Origin of the sequence: Pseudomonas simiae (genome assembly GCF_000934565.1) — a bacterium.
Taxonomy (GTDB): domain Bacteria; phylum Pseudomonadota; class Gammaproteobacteria; order Pseudomonadales; family Pseudomonadaceae; genus Aquipseudomonas; species Aquipseudomonas simiae.
In genome coordinates, this window is the sequence record NZ_CP010896.1 from 1 (window position 1) to 15,080 (window position 15,080).

The 15,080-nt window shown below is 58.5% G+C and carries 11 protein-coding genes; 6 read left to right on the forward strand and 5 right to left on the reverse strand.

All coding sequences use genetic code 11. The annotated features are described in order from the left end of the window. Genes dnaA through gyrB form a run of 4 tightly spaced genes read left to right on the forward strand, consistent with a single transcriptional unit; the run spans position 1 to position 6,206 of the window. On the forward strand, positions 1 to 1,518 hold the full coding sequence (gene dnaA, locus PF1751_RS00005) for a chromosomal replication initiator protein DnaA (RefSeq protein ID WP_010207718.1): 1,518 nt from the start codon (positions 1 to 3) through the stop codon (positions 1,516 to 1,518). 38 nt (positions 1,519 to 1,556) lie between these two features. After that, positions 1,557 to 2,660 carry a DNA polymerase III subunit beta gene (gene dnaN, locus PF1751_RS00010; RefSeq protein WP_010207719.1) on the forward strand — a complete coding sequence of 368 codons (1,104 nt, stop codon included), beginning with the start codon at positions 1,557 to 1,559 and terminating at the stop codon, positions 2,658 to 2,660. A gap of 20 nt (positions 2,661 to 2,680) precedes the next feature. Next, a complete protein-coding gene (gene recF / locus PF1751_RS00015) occupies positions 2,681 to 3,784 on the forward strand; it encodes a DNA replication/repair protein RecF (protein ID WP_021491432.1) in 1,104 nt (367 codons plus the stop codon). 4 nt (positions 3,785 to 3,788) lie between these two features. Further along, positions 3,789 to 6,206 carry a DNA topoisomerase (ATP-hydrolyzing) subunit B gene (gyrB, locus tag PF1751_RS00020; RefSeq protein WP_010207722.1) on the forward strand — a complete coding sequence of 806 codons (2,418 nt, stop codon included), beginning with the start codon at positions 3,789 to 3,791 and terminating at the stop codon, positions 6,204 to 6,206. Between the two features lie 106 nt (positions 6,207 to 6,312). On the opposite strand, the gene PF1751_RS00025 is transcribed toward gyrB, so the two are convergent. After that, a complete protein-coding gene (locus PF1751_RS00025; RefSeq protein WP_010207724.1) occupies positions 6,313 to 7,035 on the reverse strand; it encodes a response regulator transcription factor in 723 nt (240 codons plus the stop codon). Between the two features lie 315 nt (positions 7,036 to 7,350). Here PF1751_RS00025 and PF1751_RS00035 point away from each other — a divergent pair, with 315 nt between their 5' ends. Then, the gene (locus PF1751_RS00035) at positions 7,351 to 8,208 is read left to right on the forward strand and encodes a FecR family protein (RefSeq protein WP_226994566.1); all 858 of its coding nucleotides are present in this window, start codon (positions 7,351 to 7,353) and stop codon (positions 8,206 to 8,208) included. Between the two features lie 3 nt (positions 8,209 to 8,211). Continuing rightward, positions 8,212 to 10,491 carry a CHASE2 domain-containing protein gene (locus PF1751_RS00040; protein ID WP_044286385.1) on the forward strand — a complete coding sequence of 760 codons (2,280 nt, stop codon included), beginning with the start codon at positions 8,212 to 8,214 and terminating at the stop codon, positions 10,489 to 10,491. Between the two features lie 182 nt (positions 10,492 to 10,673). Here the strand turns inward: PF1751_RS00040 and PF1751_RS00045 are convergent, their stop codons facing one another. The 4 genes from PF1751_RS00045 to glyQ form a co-directional block, all read right to left on the reverse strand. Then, the gene (locus tag PF1751_RS00045) at positions 10,674 to 11,444 is read right to left on the reverse strand and encodes a lysophospholipid acyltransferase family protein (RefSeq protein ID WP_010207729.1); all 771 of its coding nucleotides are present in this window, start codon (positions 11,442 to 11,444) and stop codon (positions 10,674 to 10,676) included. Positions 11,445 to 11,526: 82 nt separating this feature from the next. Beyond that, positions 11,527 to 12,063 carry a D-glycero-beta-D-manno-heptose 1,7-bisphosphate 7-phosphatase gene (gmhB, locus tag PF1751_RS00050; RefSeq protein WP_021491428.1) on the reverse strand — a complete coding sequence of 179 codons (537 nt, stop codon included), beginning with the start codon at positions 12,061 to 12,063 and terminating at the stop codon, positions 11,527 to 11,529. A gap of 2 nt (positions 12,064 to 12,065) precedes the next feature. Further along, entirely contained in the window at positions 12,066 to 14,120 is a 2,055-nt protein-coding gene (glyS, locus tag PF1751_RS00055; RefSeq protein ID WP_044286386.1) for a glycine--tRNA ligase subunit beta, read from the reverse strand. Continuing rightward, positions 14,117 to 15,070: a glycine--tRNA ligase subunit alpha gene (gene glyQ, locus PF1751_RS00060; RefSeq protein ID WP_003187265.1), complete on the reverse strand. Its 954-nt coding sequence runs from the start codon at positions 15,068 to 15,070 to the stop codon at positions 14,117 to 14,119. The genes glyS and glyQ overlap by 4 nt, the downstream gene beginning before the upstream one ends. Positions 15,071 to 15,080: the final 10 nt, after the last annotated feature.

Sequence of the window (15,080 nt, forward strand, 5' to 3'; positions counted from 1 at the left end):
GTGTCAGTGGAACTTTGGCAGCAGTGCGTGGAGCTTTTGCGCGAAGAGCTGCCTGCCCAGCAATTCAACACCTGGATCCGTCCGCTACAGGTCGAAGCCGAAGGCGACGAGTTGCGTGTCTACGCGCCCAATCGGTTTGTTCTTGACTGGGTCAACGAGAAGTACCTGAGCCGCGTTCTCGAATTGCTCGATGAACATGGCAACGGCCTCGCGCCCGTGCTCTCCTTATTAATAGGCAGCAAACGTAGCTCGGCGCCTCGTGCTGCGCCGAATGCGCCTCTGGCGGCGGCTGCGTCGCAAGCCCAGGCGGCAGCGGCACCGGCTGTCAGTGCGCCGTCTCCTGCTCCTGCGCCCTCCAAGTCGTCTGCGCAAAAAAATGCACCAGAGAATGAAGAGCCGTCCCGCGACAGCTTTGATCCGATGGCAGGCGCGGCCTCCCAGCAAGCTCCGGTACGCGCCGAACAGCGCACCGTGCAGGTCGAAGGCGCGCTCAAGCACACCAGCTACCTGAACCGCACCTTTACCTTTGAGAACTTCGTCGAAGGTAAATCCAACCAGCTGGCCCGTGCTGCCGCCTGGCAGGTAGCCGATAACCCCAAGCATGGTTACAACCCACTCTTCCTTTATGGTGGCGTTGGCTTGGGTAAGACCCACTTGATGCACGCTGTGGGTAACCACCTATTAAAGAAGAATCCGAATGCCAAGGTCGTGTACCTGCATTCGGAGCGCTTCGTGGCTGACATGGTCAAGGCGTTGCAGCTCAACGCAATCAACGAGTTCAAGCGGTTCTACCGCTCGGTTGATGCGTTGCTGATCGACGACATTCAATTTTTTGCCCGCAAAGAGCGCTCCCAGGAAGAGTTCTTCCACACCTTCAACGCCCTGCTCGAAGGTGGCCAGCAGGTCATCTTGACCAGTGACCGTTATCCAAAAGAAATCGAAGGCCTGGAAGAACGCTTGAAATCGCGCTTCGGCTGGGGCTTGACCGTTGCGGTAGAGCCGCCGGAGCTGGAAACCCGCGTCGCGATCCTGATGAAAAAAGCCGACCAGGCCAAGGTCGACCTGCCCCACGATGCGGCGTTCTTCATCGCTCAACGCATTCGCTCCAACGTGCGTGAGCTGGAAGGTGCACTCAAGCGGGTCATCGCTCACTCTCACTTCATGGGCCGCGATATCACCATCGAGCTGATTCGCGAATCCCTGAAGGACTTGCTGGCACTGCAGGACAAACTGGTGAGTGTGGATAACATCCAGCGCACCGTGGCCGAGTACTACAAGATCAAGATTTCCGACCTGCTGTCCAAGCGCCGCTCGCGCTCGGTGGCACGCCCCCGTCAGGTGGCCATGGCCCTCTCCAAGGAGTTGACCAACCACAGCCTGCCGGAAATCGGTGATGTGTTTGGCGGACGCGACCACACCACGGTCTTGCACGCGTGCCGCAAGATCAATGAACTTAAGGAATCCGACGCGGATATTCGCGAGGACTACAAGAACCTGCTGCGTACACTGACAACGTGATGACACCAGCGCAGCTTATTAAGGCAAGGGACTAGACCATGCATTTCACCATTCAACGCGAAGCCCTGTTGAAACCCCTGCAACTGGTCGCAGGCGTCGTCGAGCGCCGACAGACCTTGCCGGTGCTTTCCAACGTATTGCTGGTAGTCGAAGGCCAGCAATTGTCCTTGACCGGTACTGACCTGGAAGTCGAGCTGGTGGGTCGTGTGCAGCTGGAAGAGCCCGCCGAACCGGGCGAGATCACCGTACCCGCGCGCAAGCTGATGGACATCTGCAAAAGCCTGCCTAACGACGCGCTGATCGACATCAAGGTTGATGAGGCGAAGTTGGTGGTCAAGGCGGGTCGCAGCCGCTTCACCCTGTCCACCCTGCCGGCCAATGATTTCCCGACAGTGGAAGAAGGCCCAGGCTCGCTGACCTGCAGCCTGGAGCAGAGCAAGCTGCGTCGTTTGATCGAGCGCACAAGCTTCGCCATGGCTCAGCAAGACGTGCGTTACTACCTCAACGGCATGCTGCTGGAAGTCTCGGAAGGCATCATTCGCGCCGTGGCAACCGACGGTCACCGTCTGGCTATGTGCTCTATGCGCGCCGATATCGGTCAGCCGGACCGTCACCAGGTGATCGTGCCGCGCAAAGGTATTCTTGAGCTGGCGCGCCTGCTTACCGAGCCGGAAGGCAACGTCAGCATTGTGTTGGGTCAACACCACATTCGTGCGACCACCGGCGAGTTCACCTTCACCTCCAAGCTGGTTGATGGCAAGTTCCCGGATTACGAGCGTGTGCTGCCCAAAGGTGGCGACAAGTTGGTGCTGGGGGATCGTCAAGCGCTGCGTGAAGCGTTCAGCCGTACCGCGATTCTGTCCAACGAGAAGTACCGGGGTATCCGTCTGCAACTGGCCAACGGTCAGCTGAAAATCCAGGCGAACAACCCGGAGCAGGAAGAAGCGGAAGAAGAAGTGGGCGTCGACTACAACGGCGGTTCCCTGGAAATCGGCTTCAACGTGAGCTACCTGCTGGACGTACTGGGTGTGATGACCACCGAACAGGTTCGCCTGATTCTGTCGGACTCCAACAGCAGCGCGCTGGTACAGGAATCCGACAATGACGACTCGGCGTATGTTGTCATGCCGATGCGCCTGTAATCATGCTCAGCAGAAGCTAGATGTCCCTCAGTCGCGTCTCGGTCACCGCGGTGCGCAATCTGCACCCGGTGACCTTCTCCCCCTCTCCCCGCATCAATATCCTCCACGGCGCCAACGGCAGTGGCAAAACCAGCGTGCTGGAAGCCATTCACCTGCTGGGGCTTGCTCGTTCCTTCCGCAGCGCTCGCTTGTTACCGGTTATCCAGTACGAGCAGTTGGCGTGCACAGTGTTTGGCCAAGTCGAACTCGCTGAAGGTGGGCATAGCAGCCTGGGGATATCCCGTGATCGCGGCGGAGAGTTCCAGATTCGCATTGACGGGCAAAACGCGCGCAGTGCTGCGCAGCTGGCAGAGATCCTGCCGCTGCAATTGATCAACCCCGACAGTTTCCGCCTATTGGAAGGCGCGCCAAAAATCCGCAGGCAGTTCCTCGATTGGGGAGTGTTCCACGTGGAACCGCGTTTCATGGCCACTTGGCAGCGCCTGCAGAAGGCCCTGCGGCAGCGGAACTCATGGCTGCGGCATGGTACACTTGACGCCGCTTCGCAAGCGGCCTGGGACCGGGAACTGTGCCTGGCCAGCGACGAAATAGATGAATACCGCCGTGCTTATATCAAAGCCTTGAAACCAGTCTTTGAGCAGACCTTGAGTGAGTTGCTGGAACTCGAAGGGCTGACGCTGAGTTACTACCGTGGCTGGGACAAAGAACGTGAGCTGAGTGCAGTGCTCGCGACGTCCTTGCAGCGGGATCAGCAAATTGGCCATACCCAGGCCGGACCCCAACGGGCTGATTTGCGTCTTAGACTAGGCGCTCACAATGCCGCGGATATTTTGTCCCGTGGTCAGCAGAAGTTGGTGGTGTGTGCATTGCGCATCGCCCAGGGCCATCTGGTTAGCCAGGCCCGGCGCGGTCAGTGTATTTATCTGGTGGATGACTTGCCGTCGGAGCTCGATGAGCAACACCGCCGCGCGTTATGCCGCTTGTTGGAAGAATTACGCTGCCAGGTGTTTATCACCTGTGTAGACCACGAATTATTGAGGGAAGGCTGGCAGACGGAAACGCCAGTCGCTTTGTTCCACGTGGAACAAGGCCGTATCACCCAGACCCACGACCATCGGGAGTGAAGGCATGAGCGAAGAAAACACGTACGACTCGACCAGCATTAAAGTGCTGAAAGGTTTGGATGCCGTACGCAAACGTCCCGGTATGTACATTGGCGACACTGATGACGGTAGCGGTCTGCACCACATGGTGTTCGAGGTGGTCGACAACTCCATCGACGAAGCTCTGGCCGGTCACTGCGACGACATCAGCATCATCATCCACCCGGATGAGTCTATTACCGTGCGCGACAATGGTCGCGGCATTCCGGTAGACGTACACAAAGAAGAAGGCGTTTCGGCAGCAGAGGTCATCATGACCGTGCTCCACGCCGGCGGTAAGTTCGACGACAACTCCTATAAAGTTTCCGGCGGTCTGCACGGTGTGGGCGTTTCGGTAGTGAACGCTCTTTCTGAAGAGTTGATCCTGACTGTTCGCCGCAGTGGCAAGATCTGGGAACAGACCTACGTTCACGGTGTTCCAAAAGAACCGATGAAAATCGTCGGTGACAGTGAAACCACCGGTACGCAGATCCACTTCAAGCCATCGGCTGAGACCTTCAAGAATATCCACTTTAGCTGGGACATCCTGGCCAAGCGTATTCGTGAACTGTCCTTCCTGAACTCCGGTGTGGGTATCGTCCTCAAGGATGAGCGCAGCGGTAAGGAAGAGCTGTTCAAGTATGAAGGTGGCCTGCGCGCATTCGTTGAATACCTGAACACCAACAAGACCGCGGTCAACCAGGTGTTCCACTTCAACATTCAGCGTGAAGACGGCATCGGCGTGGAAATCGCTCTGCAGTGGAACGACAGCTTCAACGAGAACCTGTTGTGCTTCACCAACAACATTCCTCAGCGCGACGGTGGTACTCACCTGGTGGGTTTCCGTTCCGCACTGACGCGTAACCTGAACACCTACATTGAAGCCGAAGGCCTGGCCAAAAAGCACAAAGTCGCCACCACCGGTGACGATGCCCGTGAAGGCCTGACCGCGATTATCTCGGTAAAAGTACCTGATCCGAAGTTCAGCTCTCAGACCAAAGACAAGCTGGTGTCTTCCGAAGTGAAGACTGCGGTGGAACAGGAGATGGGCAAGTACTTCTCCGACTTCCTGCTGGAGAACCCGAACGAAGCCAAGCTGGTTGTCGGCAAGATGATCGACGCCGCGCGTGCTCGTGAAGCGGCGCGTAAAGCCCGTGAGATGACTCGTCGCAAAGGCGCGCTGGATATCGCAGGCTTGCCAGGCAAACTGGCTGACTGCCAAGAGAAGGACCCTGCCCTCTCCGAACTGTACCTGGTGGAAGGTGACTCTGCTGGCGGTTCCGCCAAGCAGGGTCGTAACCGTCGCACCCAAGCCATCCTGCCGTTGAAAGGCAAGATCCTCAACGTCGAGAAGGCTCGCTTCGACAAGATGATTTCCTCCCAGGAAGTCGGCACCTTGATCACGGCGTTGGGCTGCGGTATCGGCCGCGACGAGTACAACATCGACAAGTTGCGCTATCACAACATCATCATCATGACCGATGCTGACGTCGACGGTTCGCACATTCGTACGCTGCTGCTGACGTTCTTCTTCCGTCAGTTGCCGGAGTTGATCGAGCGTGGCTACATCTACATCGCTCAGCCGCCGTTGTACAAAGTGAAAAAAGGCAAGCAAGAGCAATACATCAAAGACGACGACGCCATGGAAGAGTACATGACGCAGTCGGCTCTGGAAGATGCCAGCCTGCACTTGAACGACGAAGCGCCGGGCATTTCCGGTGAGTCGCTGGAACGTCTGGTAAACGACTTCCGCATGGTGATGAAGACCCTCAAGCGCCTGTCGCGTCTGTACCCTCAGGAATTGACCGAGCACTTCATCTACCTGCCGGCTGTCAGCCTTGAGCAATTGGGCGATCACGCAGCGATGCAAGATTGGCTGGCTCAGTACGAGGTGCGCCTGCGTACCGTCGAGAAGTCTGGTCTGGTGTACAAGGCCAGCCTGCGAGAAGACCGTGAACGTAACGTGTGGCTGCCTGAGGTCGAACTGATCTCCCACGGTCTGTCGAACTACGTCACGTTCAACCGTGACTTCTTCGGCAGCAATGACTATAAGACCGTGGTAACGCTGGGCGCTCAACTGAGCACCCTGTTGGACGACGGCGCTTATATTCAGCGTGGCGAACGCAAGAAGCAGGTCAAGGAATTCAAGGAAGCCCTCGACTGGCTGATGGCGGAAAGCACCAAACGTCACACCATCCAGCGATACAAAGGTCTGGGTGAAATGAACCCGGATCAGCTGTGGGAAACCACCATGGACCCTGCTCAGCGTCGCATGTTGCGTGTGACCATCGAAGACGCCATTGGCGCAGACCAGATCTTCAACACCCTCATGGGTGATGCGGTCGAGCCTCGTCGTGACTTCATCGAGAGCAATGCCCTGGCGGTTTCCAACCTGGACTTCTGATCCCCGTAAGCCCGTCAAACTAAAAAGGCCAACGCTTAAACGTTGGCCTTTTTTATTGGGTAAAACACGTTGATTTTTAAAATGCTCCACGTGGAACATCAGCACACTAACTTTGAGAAGCGGCCGCCACACTCTCCAACCGATAGCCATATCCATAGATGGTCAGCAACTGCCAACCCCGATCCGCCGTCAGCCCCAGTTTGTTTCTTAGCCGGTAGATATGTGTATCCAGCGGCCGTGAAGACACCATTTCTTCATGGGTCCAGAATCGCTCGTAGAGGTACTCGCGAGACAGCGGTCGCGCCAGGTTGGCAAACAGACAGCTAGCCAAGCGATACTCCCGTTCTGTGAGGTTGATGGGTTTTCCCGCTCGGGTCACCGTCAATTCGGCATCGTCAAAGGTCAAGTCGTTGAAGCTTTGCACTTCATGGCTAGCAGACTTCTGCAGGCCATGCCGACGCAGCACCGCCGTAACCCGTGCTTTCAGTTCATTGGGGCGAAACGGTTTGCTGACGTAATCATCCGCGCCACTGTTGAGCGCGGTGACGATGTCGCTCTCGGCATCACGGCTGGTGAGCATGATGACGGCAGGCGGGGATTCCATGTGTTCGCGGGTCCAGCGGAGCAATGCGATGCCGGTGATATCCGGCAGTTGCCAGTCGAGTATCAACAGGTCGAAGGTTTCCCGGCGCAATTGACGAAGCAGGTCTTCACCACGTTCGAAGCAATGCAGCGTCCAGGGCTGTTCGGCGGTGCTGGGGATTTGTCGCAGTGTCTGTTCCACCCGGCGCAGTTCCGCGGGTTCGTCATCCAGTATTGCGACACGCATGGGTGGGTCCTTTCATTTGAAGAGTGCGGCAGCCGTCCGGCCGGTCTTTGAATCTGAAGAATTGTGCGCAGATTCATCGAGCCCTCGGATCTCTCTATACGCTGGGAACAATGGGCGGTTAACCCATTGAAAGTCCTCGATACCAATGTGGGAAAGATACCGGCTCCTGACCATAAGGAAAAGGATCAGCCGACGCATGCGCTGCCGTAAACTCCTGTGTCTGATGTCAGATGCCTTCTGGAACCCCCGACCTTGATGAGCGCCATGTTTGTTCTTCTCAGTTACTTGCGCCGCGCCCTTCCCTCTCTGTTGATCATGGTGGTGGGTTCGGCGGGCGCTGCCACAAAGGTTCGAGCGCCTTACATCGACGATGAGTTTCTGTGCCGGGTCCAGCCTCTGCCTGCGGTGGTCCAGCATCTCACTGGAGAGGCCTGGAAACTCGATACCAAGGGCAAGGCGACGCCTTTGCTGGAAGGCATGACTGTTGATGAACAGGAAGGTGTGAAGACTTCGGCCTCGGCGTTTGTCAGTCTGTTGCTCGGTGATGGATCCCGCGTGGTGTTGCCTTCTGACTCCCAGGTGCGGTTGCGCTTGGAGAAGAAACTGTCGATTCCCCAGGTGGTGCTCGAACAAGGCCAGGCCGAGGCGTACGTGATCAAGCGCGCCAGCGATCATGATCGCTTCCAGATCGTGACGCCGGTCGGTGTGCTGGGCGTGCGGGGCACGCATTTTCGGGTGCGCAATGACGCTGAGCGATCGCTTGTGGAAGTGTTGGACGGCCAGGTCGCCGTCAATCGCGATCGCACAAGCGAGATCAAAGTGGCCGCTCGCCAAGGTCTGCTCTTCAGGAAACTGGGCGACCTCAATCCTGTGGAGCTGCTTGCGGCGCCGAAGCTTATCGGCCAAGACGGCCAGAAAGGTGACGCGCCAGTCTGGAGTTTGTACCTTCGCCCGTTGCCCGGCGCCCAGCGATACCGTGCCCAGGTCGCCACCGACAAAGCCTTTATGAATATCAAGCAGGAAAACTTCTCCAGCATGCCGAAAATGAGCTTCACTGGGCTCAAAGCCTCGTTCTATCACGTGCGCTTGTCGGCTTACGACGAACACGGCCTTGAGGGAGAAACCGGGGTCTATGACATCTTCTATTACCCACCCACTGTTCAGGTGCGTTGACCGATGATGCTCTGGGGCAAGGCCGAAAAACGTCAACCTACCCATGCTCAGCGGCTGTTCCACGGCCTGGTGCGTGAGTGGTTGTGGATTGGTTTATTGCTGTTGCCTATCACCGCCTACCTGTCGTTGAACCCCGGCTTGGCCTTGAACAATCCGTTATACGACAGTTTGCGTCGCCTCAGCCCGCTGCCGGTCGACCCACGCATCCTGCTGGTGACGATCGATGACGCCAGTTTGAAAAAGCTTGGCCGATGGCCTTGGCCACGCGGCTTGCACGCCGACCTGATCGATCGCTTGAGCGCCGCGCAACCGGCGGGCATTTTGTTCGATGTGATCTTCAGTGAGCCCGGTGACCCGGCCAATGACAAACGCCTGGCCGAGTCGGTCTGCAACGCTGGCAATGTCTTGCTGCCTCTGGTGCGTGAAGGTGCTGCGAACTACAGCCAACCGGACGCACAGATGATGCCGCTGCTCAAATGTGCCAAAGGCGTGGGCCACATCAATGTTGAAGCAGACAGCGATGGCGTGGTCCGCAGCCTCTATCTGCGTGAAGGCCCGCCTGATGCCAAGGCGCCGCAATTGGCCTGGTTGGCCTATGAGATGAGTGGCGAGCTGTCTGAGATGCCGGGCGAGCCTCAGCAATCGGTCACCCAGCAATGGCATCGCGAACATGCCATCCGTATCCCCTTCATCGCACCTCATACGCGCTTTCCCAGTGTGTCCTACGTCAGCGTCCTACACGGTGAAGTCGCGCCTGAGCGACTACGTAACCGCCTGATCCTCGTCGGCTCGACGGCTTCCGGCATGGGCGATCGTTTCGTCACGCCTCTTTCCTCCACGGTGGGCACCACAGCGGGTTTGGAGATACAGGCCAACGTGCTCAATGGTTTGCTCCAAGGCCGCAGCATCGTTGATCTACCGGGCTGGCTCGCCGCATTGATCGCTACCGCATGGGTGGCGTTACTGCTGGGGTTGCTGCTCTACCGGCCGCGCTATGCGCTGTGGATGACCCTGGGCTGCATGGCTGTCGCTTTGCTCGTGTCCTTGGCCTTGTTGCGCCTGGGCCACTGGTGGTCGCCTGCGGCCTGCCTGATTGGTTTGCTGCTCAGTTATCTGATCTGGAACTGGCGCCGCCTCAGCGTGATCCTCGCCTATTTCGGTTGGGAGCTGGCACGCCTGGACAATGAACCCAAAGTCCTGCCCGAACGGCGCCGTGCACCCGCCAGCAAAGGCGATGTACTGCAGGCGCGTATCTTCGCCCTGGAGCAAGCCGTCAGCCGTACGCGTGACACACGACGCTTTATGGCCGATGGCCTGGAATGCCTGCCGGTGGCGACGCTGATTACCGATCCCATGGGCAATATCCTGCTGGCCAACCGCATTGCCCGCGAGGTGTTCGGTAATGAGCTGGTCACGCAGAACCTGCTGGAGCAGTTGGCCGACTTGGGCTACCCGCCGCTGCACAATGGCGTGCGCCCTGCCCTATCAGCGCTGGAGCTTGTAGAGTTCCGGGACATCCACCAACGCAGCCTGCGCATGGAGCTTGCGCCCTTGCTGCCGGCTGAAGGCGATGTCGCCCTCGGTTGGCTGCTGAGCCTGACGGATTTGAGTAAGGAGCGCGACGCCCAGCAACACCGCGAGACCATGTTGCGGTTCCTCTCTCACGACCTGCGTGCGCCCCATTCAGCGATCCTCGCGTTGCTGGATGTGCATAACGGTGAATCCCCGGTCTTTGCCCAGATCGAACAGCAGGTTCGCCGCGCCTTGGGCCTCACCGAATCCTTCGTGCAACTGGCGAAGGCCGAGGCTGACGGTTATCAGTTCCAACCGACGTTGTTCGCTATGTTGGTCATGGATGCCTTTGATCAAGTAGCGCTGATCGCCCAACTTAAAGGTATTCACCTGGTCCACGATTTGGATGAGGCCGATGAAGGCATGGTCTCTGCCGACCAGTCACTGCTCACACGGGCGTTGTTCAACGTGCTGGAGAATGCCATCAAGTATTCGCCTTCCGGGACGACCGTGAGGTTGAGGCACAGTAGCGAGCAGGGTTGGTTGGAATGCCGTATCAGCGACCAGGGCCCGGGGATTGCTGCAGAGGACCTGCCGGAGTTGTTCAACCAATACCGTCGTTTCGATTCGTCCCAAGGCAGTGAAGGACTGGGCTTGGGGCTGACGATGGTCAAGGCCGTGGTAGAGCGCCACGGTGGACGCATCAGCTGCGAAAGTGAGGTGGGGAAAGGCACCACATTCAGCCTTCGACTGCCGCTGCTGGACGACTGAAAAAACGTACTTTTCAGTTGTGCATAAAAAACCGGTCGCAAGGACCGGTTTTTTTATGCGGAAAAAACTTATGCACCTTTTTCGTGATTTTATTATGTTGGGAAATATGTAATAAAATCAGATTCTTACAAGACAAAAAAGGCGATTCGCCAACAAACCGTGCACAGGTTATCCACAGATACTTAGATAATGGGCGTGTCGACTACAACCGGCTCCGGCGGCAGCGAACCCATGGCCCTCTGCTGTGCTTCATTCCAGGCCTGGGCACGGTCATTCAGCGCTGCAATGGCGCGGGGTCCTTCACCTTCGGCGTACATCGGTTTACCGATGACCACCGTGATGGTGCCTTCGCGCTTGGCCCAGCCCATCTTCGGCCAGAACTTACCGGCGTTATGCGCAATCGGTAGCACTGGCAGATGCGCATTGACCGCCAATGCCGTACCACCGCGTGAGAACTTGCCTACCGTGCCGAAGGGCACACGCGTGCCTTCCGGGAATATCAGCACCCAAACACCATCCTTGAGCAACTCGTCGCCCTTCTTGGCCACATGCTTGAGCGCAGCCTTGGGGTTGTCACGGTCGATGGCGATCGGACGCAACATGGCCATGGCCCAGCCGAAGAACGGCACATACAGCAATTCACGCTTGAGCACTTGGCTCAACGGCGAGAAGTACGCCGAGAGAAAGAACGTCTCCCAGGTGCTCTGGTGGTTCGACAGAATCACACAGGGCTGGTCCGGAACGTTTTCCGCACCCTTGACCTCAAAACGAATGTTCAGGAACACCTTGGTCAGCCACAACGCGCAGCGGCACCAATAAACGTTGATAAAGCGATAGCGCGCCTTGAACGGCAAAAAGGGCGCAATAAAAAAGCTCAGGGTGCACCAGAGAAACGAACTGGTGCCCAGCAGCAGGTAAAAGAAAAAGGTTCTGATGGCCTGCAAAATCGACATGGCGGCATTTACCGTTGCGGGACACGGCCCGCCTGCTAAAAGCGCACTCCCGAACACTCCTTGGTCAGGAAGTCGAGGGCGGCTAGTTGTTGATAAGTTCTGCGGCAACGGCCGCCAGATCGTCAAAAATCAAGGTGCCTACCGGCAGGTTTTTCGCCTGGGTCTTGTCGCCTTTCCCGGTCTTAACCAAAACTGGCTGAGAGTCGACGGCTTTGGCCGCCTCCAGGTCACCGAGGCTGTCCCCGACGAACCATATCCCAGCTAACGGCACGTTGTAATGTTCTGCAATGGTTTTCAACATGCCAGGCTTGGGTTTGCGGCAATCGCAGCCCTCATCCGGCCCGTGGGGGCAGTACACCACCAGCCCCACCTCACCGCCCTGCTCCGCCACCAACGTGCGCAAGCGCGTGTGCATGGCGTCCAGGGTGGCGATGTCGTAGTAGCCACGGGCGATGCCGGACTGGTTGGTGGCGATCGCCACCGTCCAGCCGGCTTTGCTCAACTGCGCAATGGCCTCGATCGAGCCAGGCAAAGGAATCCACTCCGCCACCGACTTGATGTAAGCGTCGGAGTCGTAGTTGATCACCCCGTCCCGATCGAGAATCAGCAGTTTCAACATGGTCAGCTCAGCGTCGAAATGTCAGCGATGTTGACGAACAAGCCACGCAGACGCGCCAGCATGGCGTAGCGGTTTTTCCGCACGCCGGCATCTTCGGCATTGATCATCACCGCCTCAAAGAACGCATCCACTGGCTCACGCAAGGTCGCCAGGCGAGCCAATGCTTCGGCGTAGTTGCGTTCAGCGATCAGCGGCTTCACGGCGTTTTCAGCCTTGGCGATGGCCGAGTTCAGCGAGAACTCCTTGGCATCCGCGAACAGGCCAGGGTCGACGTCGGCATTGCCCAGGCCTTCGGCCTTGCTCAGCAGGTTCGACACACGCTTGTTCACGGCGGCCAGGGCATCGGCTTCCGGCAGTTTGCGGAAGGCCTGCACGGCCTGTACGCGCTGGTCGAAGTCCAGCGCCGAACCCGGCTGCAGGGCACGCACCGACAGGTACACCGACACGTCCACGCCTTCGTCTTCATAACGCGCACGCAGGCGGTCGAACACGAACTCCAGCACTTGCTCGGCCAGGTCGGCCTGCTTGACCTTGGCGCCGAACTGGCCGACGGCAAACACCACGGCCTGGGTCAGGTCGAGGTCCAGCTTCTTGTCGATCAGGATGCGGAGTACGCCCAGGGCCGCACGACGCAAGGCATAGGGGTCTTTGCTGCCGGTTGGCAACATGCCGATACCGAAGATACCCACGAGGGTGTCCAGCTTGTCGGCGATCGCCACGGCTGCACCGGTCAGGGTGGTCGGCAGTTCAGCGCCGGCACCGCGCGGCATGTACTGCTCGTTCAGCGCCAGGGCCACATCGTCCGGCTCGCCGTCGTTGAGGGCGTAGTAGTAGCCGGCAACGCCTTGCATCTCCGGGAACTCGCCGACCATCTCAGTGGCCAGGTCGCATTTGGACAGCAGGCCTGCGCGCGCAGCCCAGGCGGAATCACCGCCAATGCGTGGCGCAATGTAGGCGGCCAGCTTGGAAACCCGTACGGCCTTGTCGTAGACGCTACCGAGTTTTTCCTGGAACACCACGTTTTGCAGGCGCTGGTTGAAGTCTTCCAGCTTCTGCTTCTTGTCTTGCTTGAAGAAGAACTCGGCGTCGGTCAGGCGCGGGCGAACGACTTTCTCGTTACCGGCGATGATCTGCTGCGGATCCTTGCTTTCGATGTTGGCCACGGTGATGAAACGCGGCAGCAACTTACCGTCCACGTCCAGCAGGCAGAAGTACTTCTGGTTGTCCTGCATGGTGGTGATCAACGCTTCCTGCGGTACGTCGAGGAAACGTTCCTCGAACGAACACACCAGCGGCACCGGCCATTCAACCAACGCCGTCACTTCGTCGAGCAGGTTTGGCGGCACGATGGCGGTGCCTTCCTGCAGACGGGCCAGCTCTTCGGTACGCTTGCTGATCAACTCGCGACGCTCGTTGGCGTCAGCCAGCACGTAGGCAGCACGCAGGTCGGCGGCGTAGTTGGCCGGCGAGGTGATGCGTACGGCTTCAGGGTGATGGAAGCGGTGGCCACGGGAATCACGACCGGCTTTCTGGGCGAGGAGGGTGCAGTCGATGACTTGGTCACCGAGCAGCATCACCAGCCACTGGGTCGGACGTACGAATTCTTCCTTGCGAGCACCCCAGCGCATGCGCTTCGGGATCGGCAGGTCGTTCAACGAGTCTTCAACGATGGTCGGCAACAGGCTGGCGGTCGGCTTGCCGGTGATGACCTGGCTGAAACGCAGTTTCGGTCCGCTCTGGTCGATCTCGCTCAGCTCGACGCCACACTTCTTGGCAAAACCAAGGGCGGCCTGGGTCGGGTTGCCTTCGGCATCGAAAGCCGCCTGGCGCGGCGGGCCGTCGAGGTTGATGCTGCGGTCCGGCTGCTGGGTTTCCAGCGCGGTCAGCAACACCGCGAGGCGACGCGGTGCGGCGTAGACTTTCTTCGTTTCGAACTTCAGGCCAGCGGTCTGCAGGCCTTTTTCGATACCGGCCAGGAAGGCGTCGGCCAAGGTGTTCAGTGCCTTGGGTGGCAGCTCTTCGGTGCCCAGTTCAACCAGGAAATCTTGAGCACTCATTGTGCAGCCTCCAGCTTAGCCAACACTTCATCACGCAGGTCCGGGGTTGCCATCGGGAAGCCCAGCTTGGCGCGAGCCAGCAGATAGGCTTGGGCGACGGAACGCGCCAGGGTGCGTACACGCAGGATGTATTGCTGGCGCGCGGTTACCGAGATGGCACGGCGGGCGTCCAGCAGGTTGAAGGTATGGGAGGCCTTCAACACCATTTCATAGCTCGGCAATGGCAGCGGCTGGTCGAGTTCGATCAGGCGCTTGGCTTCGCTTTCATAGAAGTCGAACAGTTCGAACAGCTTGTCGACGTTGGCGTGTTCGAAGTTATAGGTGGACTGCTCCACCTCGTTCTGGTGGAACACGTCGCCGTAGGTGACTTTGCCGAACGGGCCGTCAGCCCACACCAGGTCGTAGACCGAGTCCACGCCTTGCAGGTACATGGCCAGGCGCTCAAGACCGTAAGTGATTTCGCCGGTCACCGGGTAGCACTCGATGCCGCCCGCTTGCTGGAAGTACGTGAACTGCGTCACTTCCATGCCATTGAGCCAGACTTCCCAGCCCAAGCCCCAGGCGCCCAGGGTCGGCGACTCCCAGTTGTCTTCGACGAAACGGATGTCGTGGACCAGTGGGTCCAGGCCCACGTGCTTGAGCGAGCCCAGGTACAGTTCCTGGAAATTGTCCGGGTTCGGCTTCAGTACCACCTGGAACTGGTAGTAGTGCTGCAGACGGTTCGGGTTTTCGCCGTAGCGGCCGTCAGTCGGGCGACGACTGGGCTGCACATAAGCGGCGTTCCAGGTTTCCGGGCCAATGGCCCGCAGGAATGTTGCGGTGTGGAAAGTGCCGGCGCCTACTTCCATATCGTAGGGCTGAAGTACCACACAACCTTGCTCGGCCCAGTATTGCTGGAGGGCGAGGATCAAGTCTTGGAAGGTACGCACGGCTGGCGTAGGCTGGCTCACAAAATTCACC

Coding starts and splice junctions, on each gene's coding strand:
- dnaN (WP_010207719.1), top strand. CDS start 1,557: ATGCATTTCACCATTCAACGCGAAGCCCTGTTGAAACCCCTGCAACTG.
- recF (WP_021491432.1), top strand. CDS start 2,681: ATGTCCCTCAGTCGCGTCTCGGTCACCGCGGTGCGCAATCTGCACCCG.
- gyrB (WP_010207722.1), top strand. CDS start 3,789: ATGAGCGAAGAAAACACGTACGACTCGACCAGCATTAAAGTGCTGAAA.
- PF1751_RS00025 (WP_010207724.1), bottom strand. CDS start 7,035: ATGCGTGTCGCAATACTGGATGACGAACCCGCGGAACTGCGCCGGGTG.
- PF1751_RS00035 (WP_226994566.1), top strand. CDS start 7,351: ATGGTGGTGGGTTCGGCGGGCGCTGCCACAAAGGTTCGAGCGCCTTAC.
- PF1751_RS00040 (WP_044286385.1), top strand. CDS start 8,212: ATGATGCTCTGGGGCAAGGCCGAAAAACGTCAACCTACCCATGCTCAG.
- PF1751_RS00045 (WP_010207729.1), bottom strand. CDS start 11,444: ATGTCGATTTTGCAGGCCATCAGAACCTTTTTCTTTTACCTGCTGCTG.
- gmhB (WP_021491428.1), bottom strand. CDS start 12,063: ATGTTGAAACTGCTGATTCTCGATCGGGACGGGGTGATCAACTACGAC.
- glyS (WP_044286386.1), bottom strand. CDS start 14,120: ATGAGTGCTCAAGATTTCCTGGTTGAACTGGGCACCGAAGAGCTGCCA.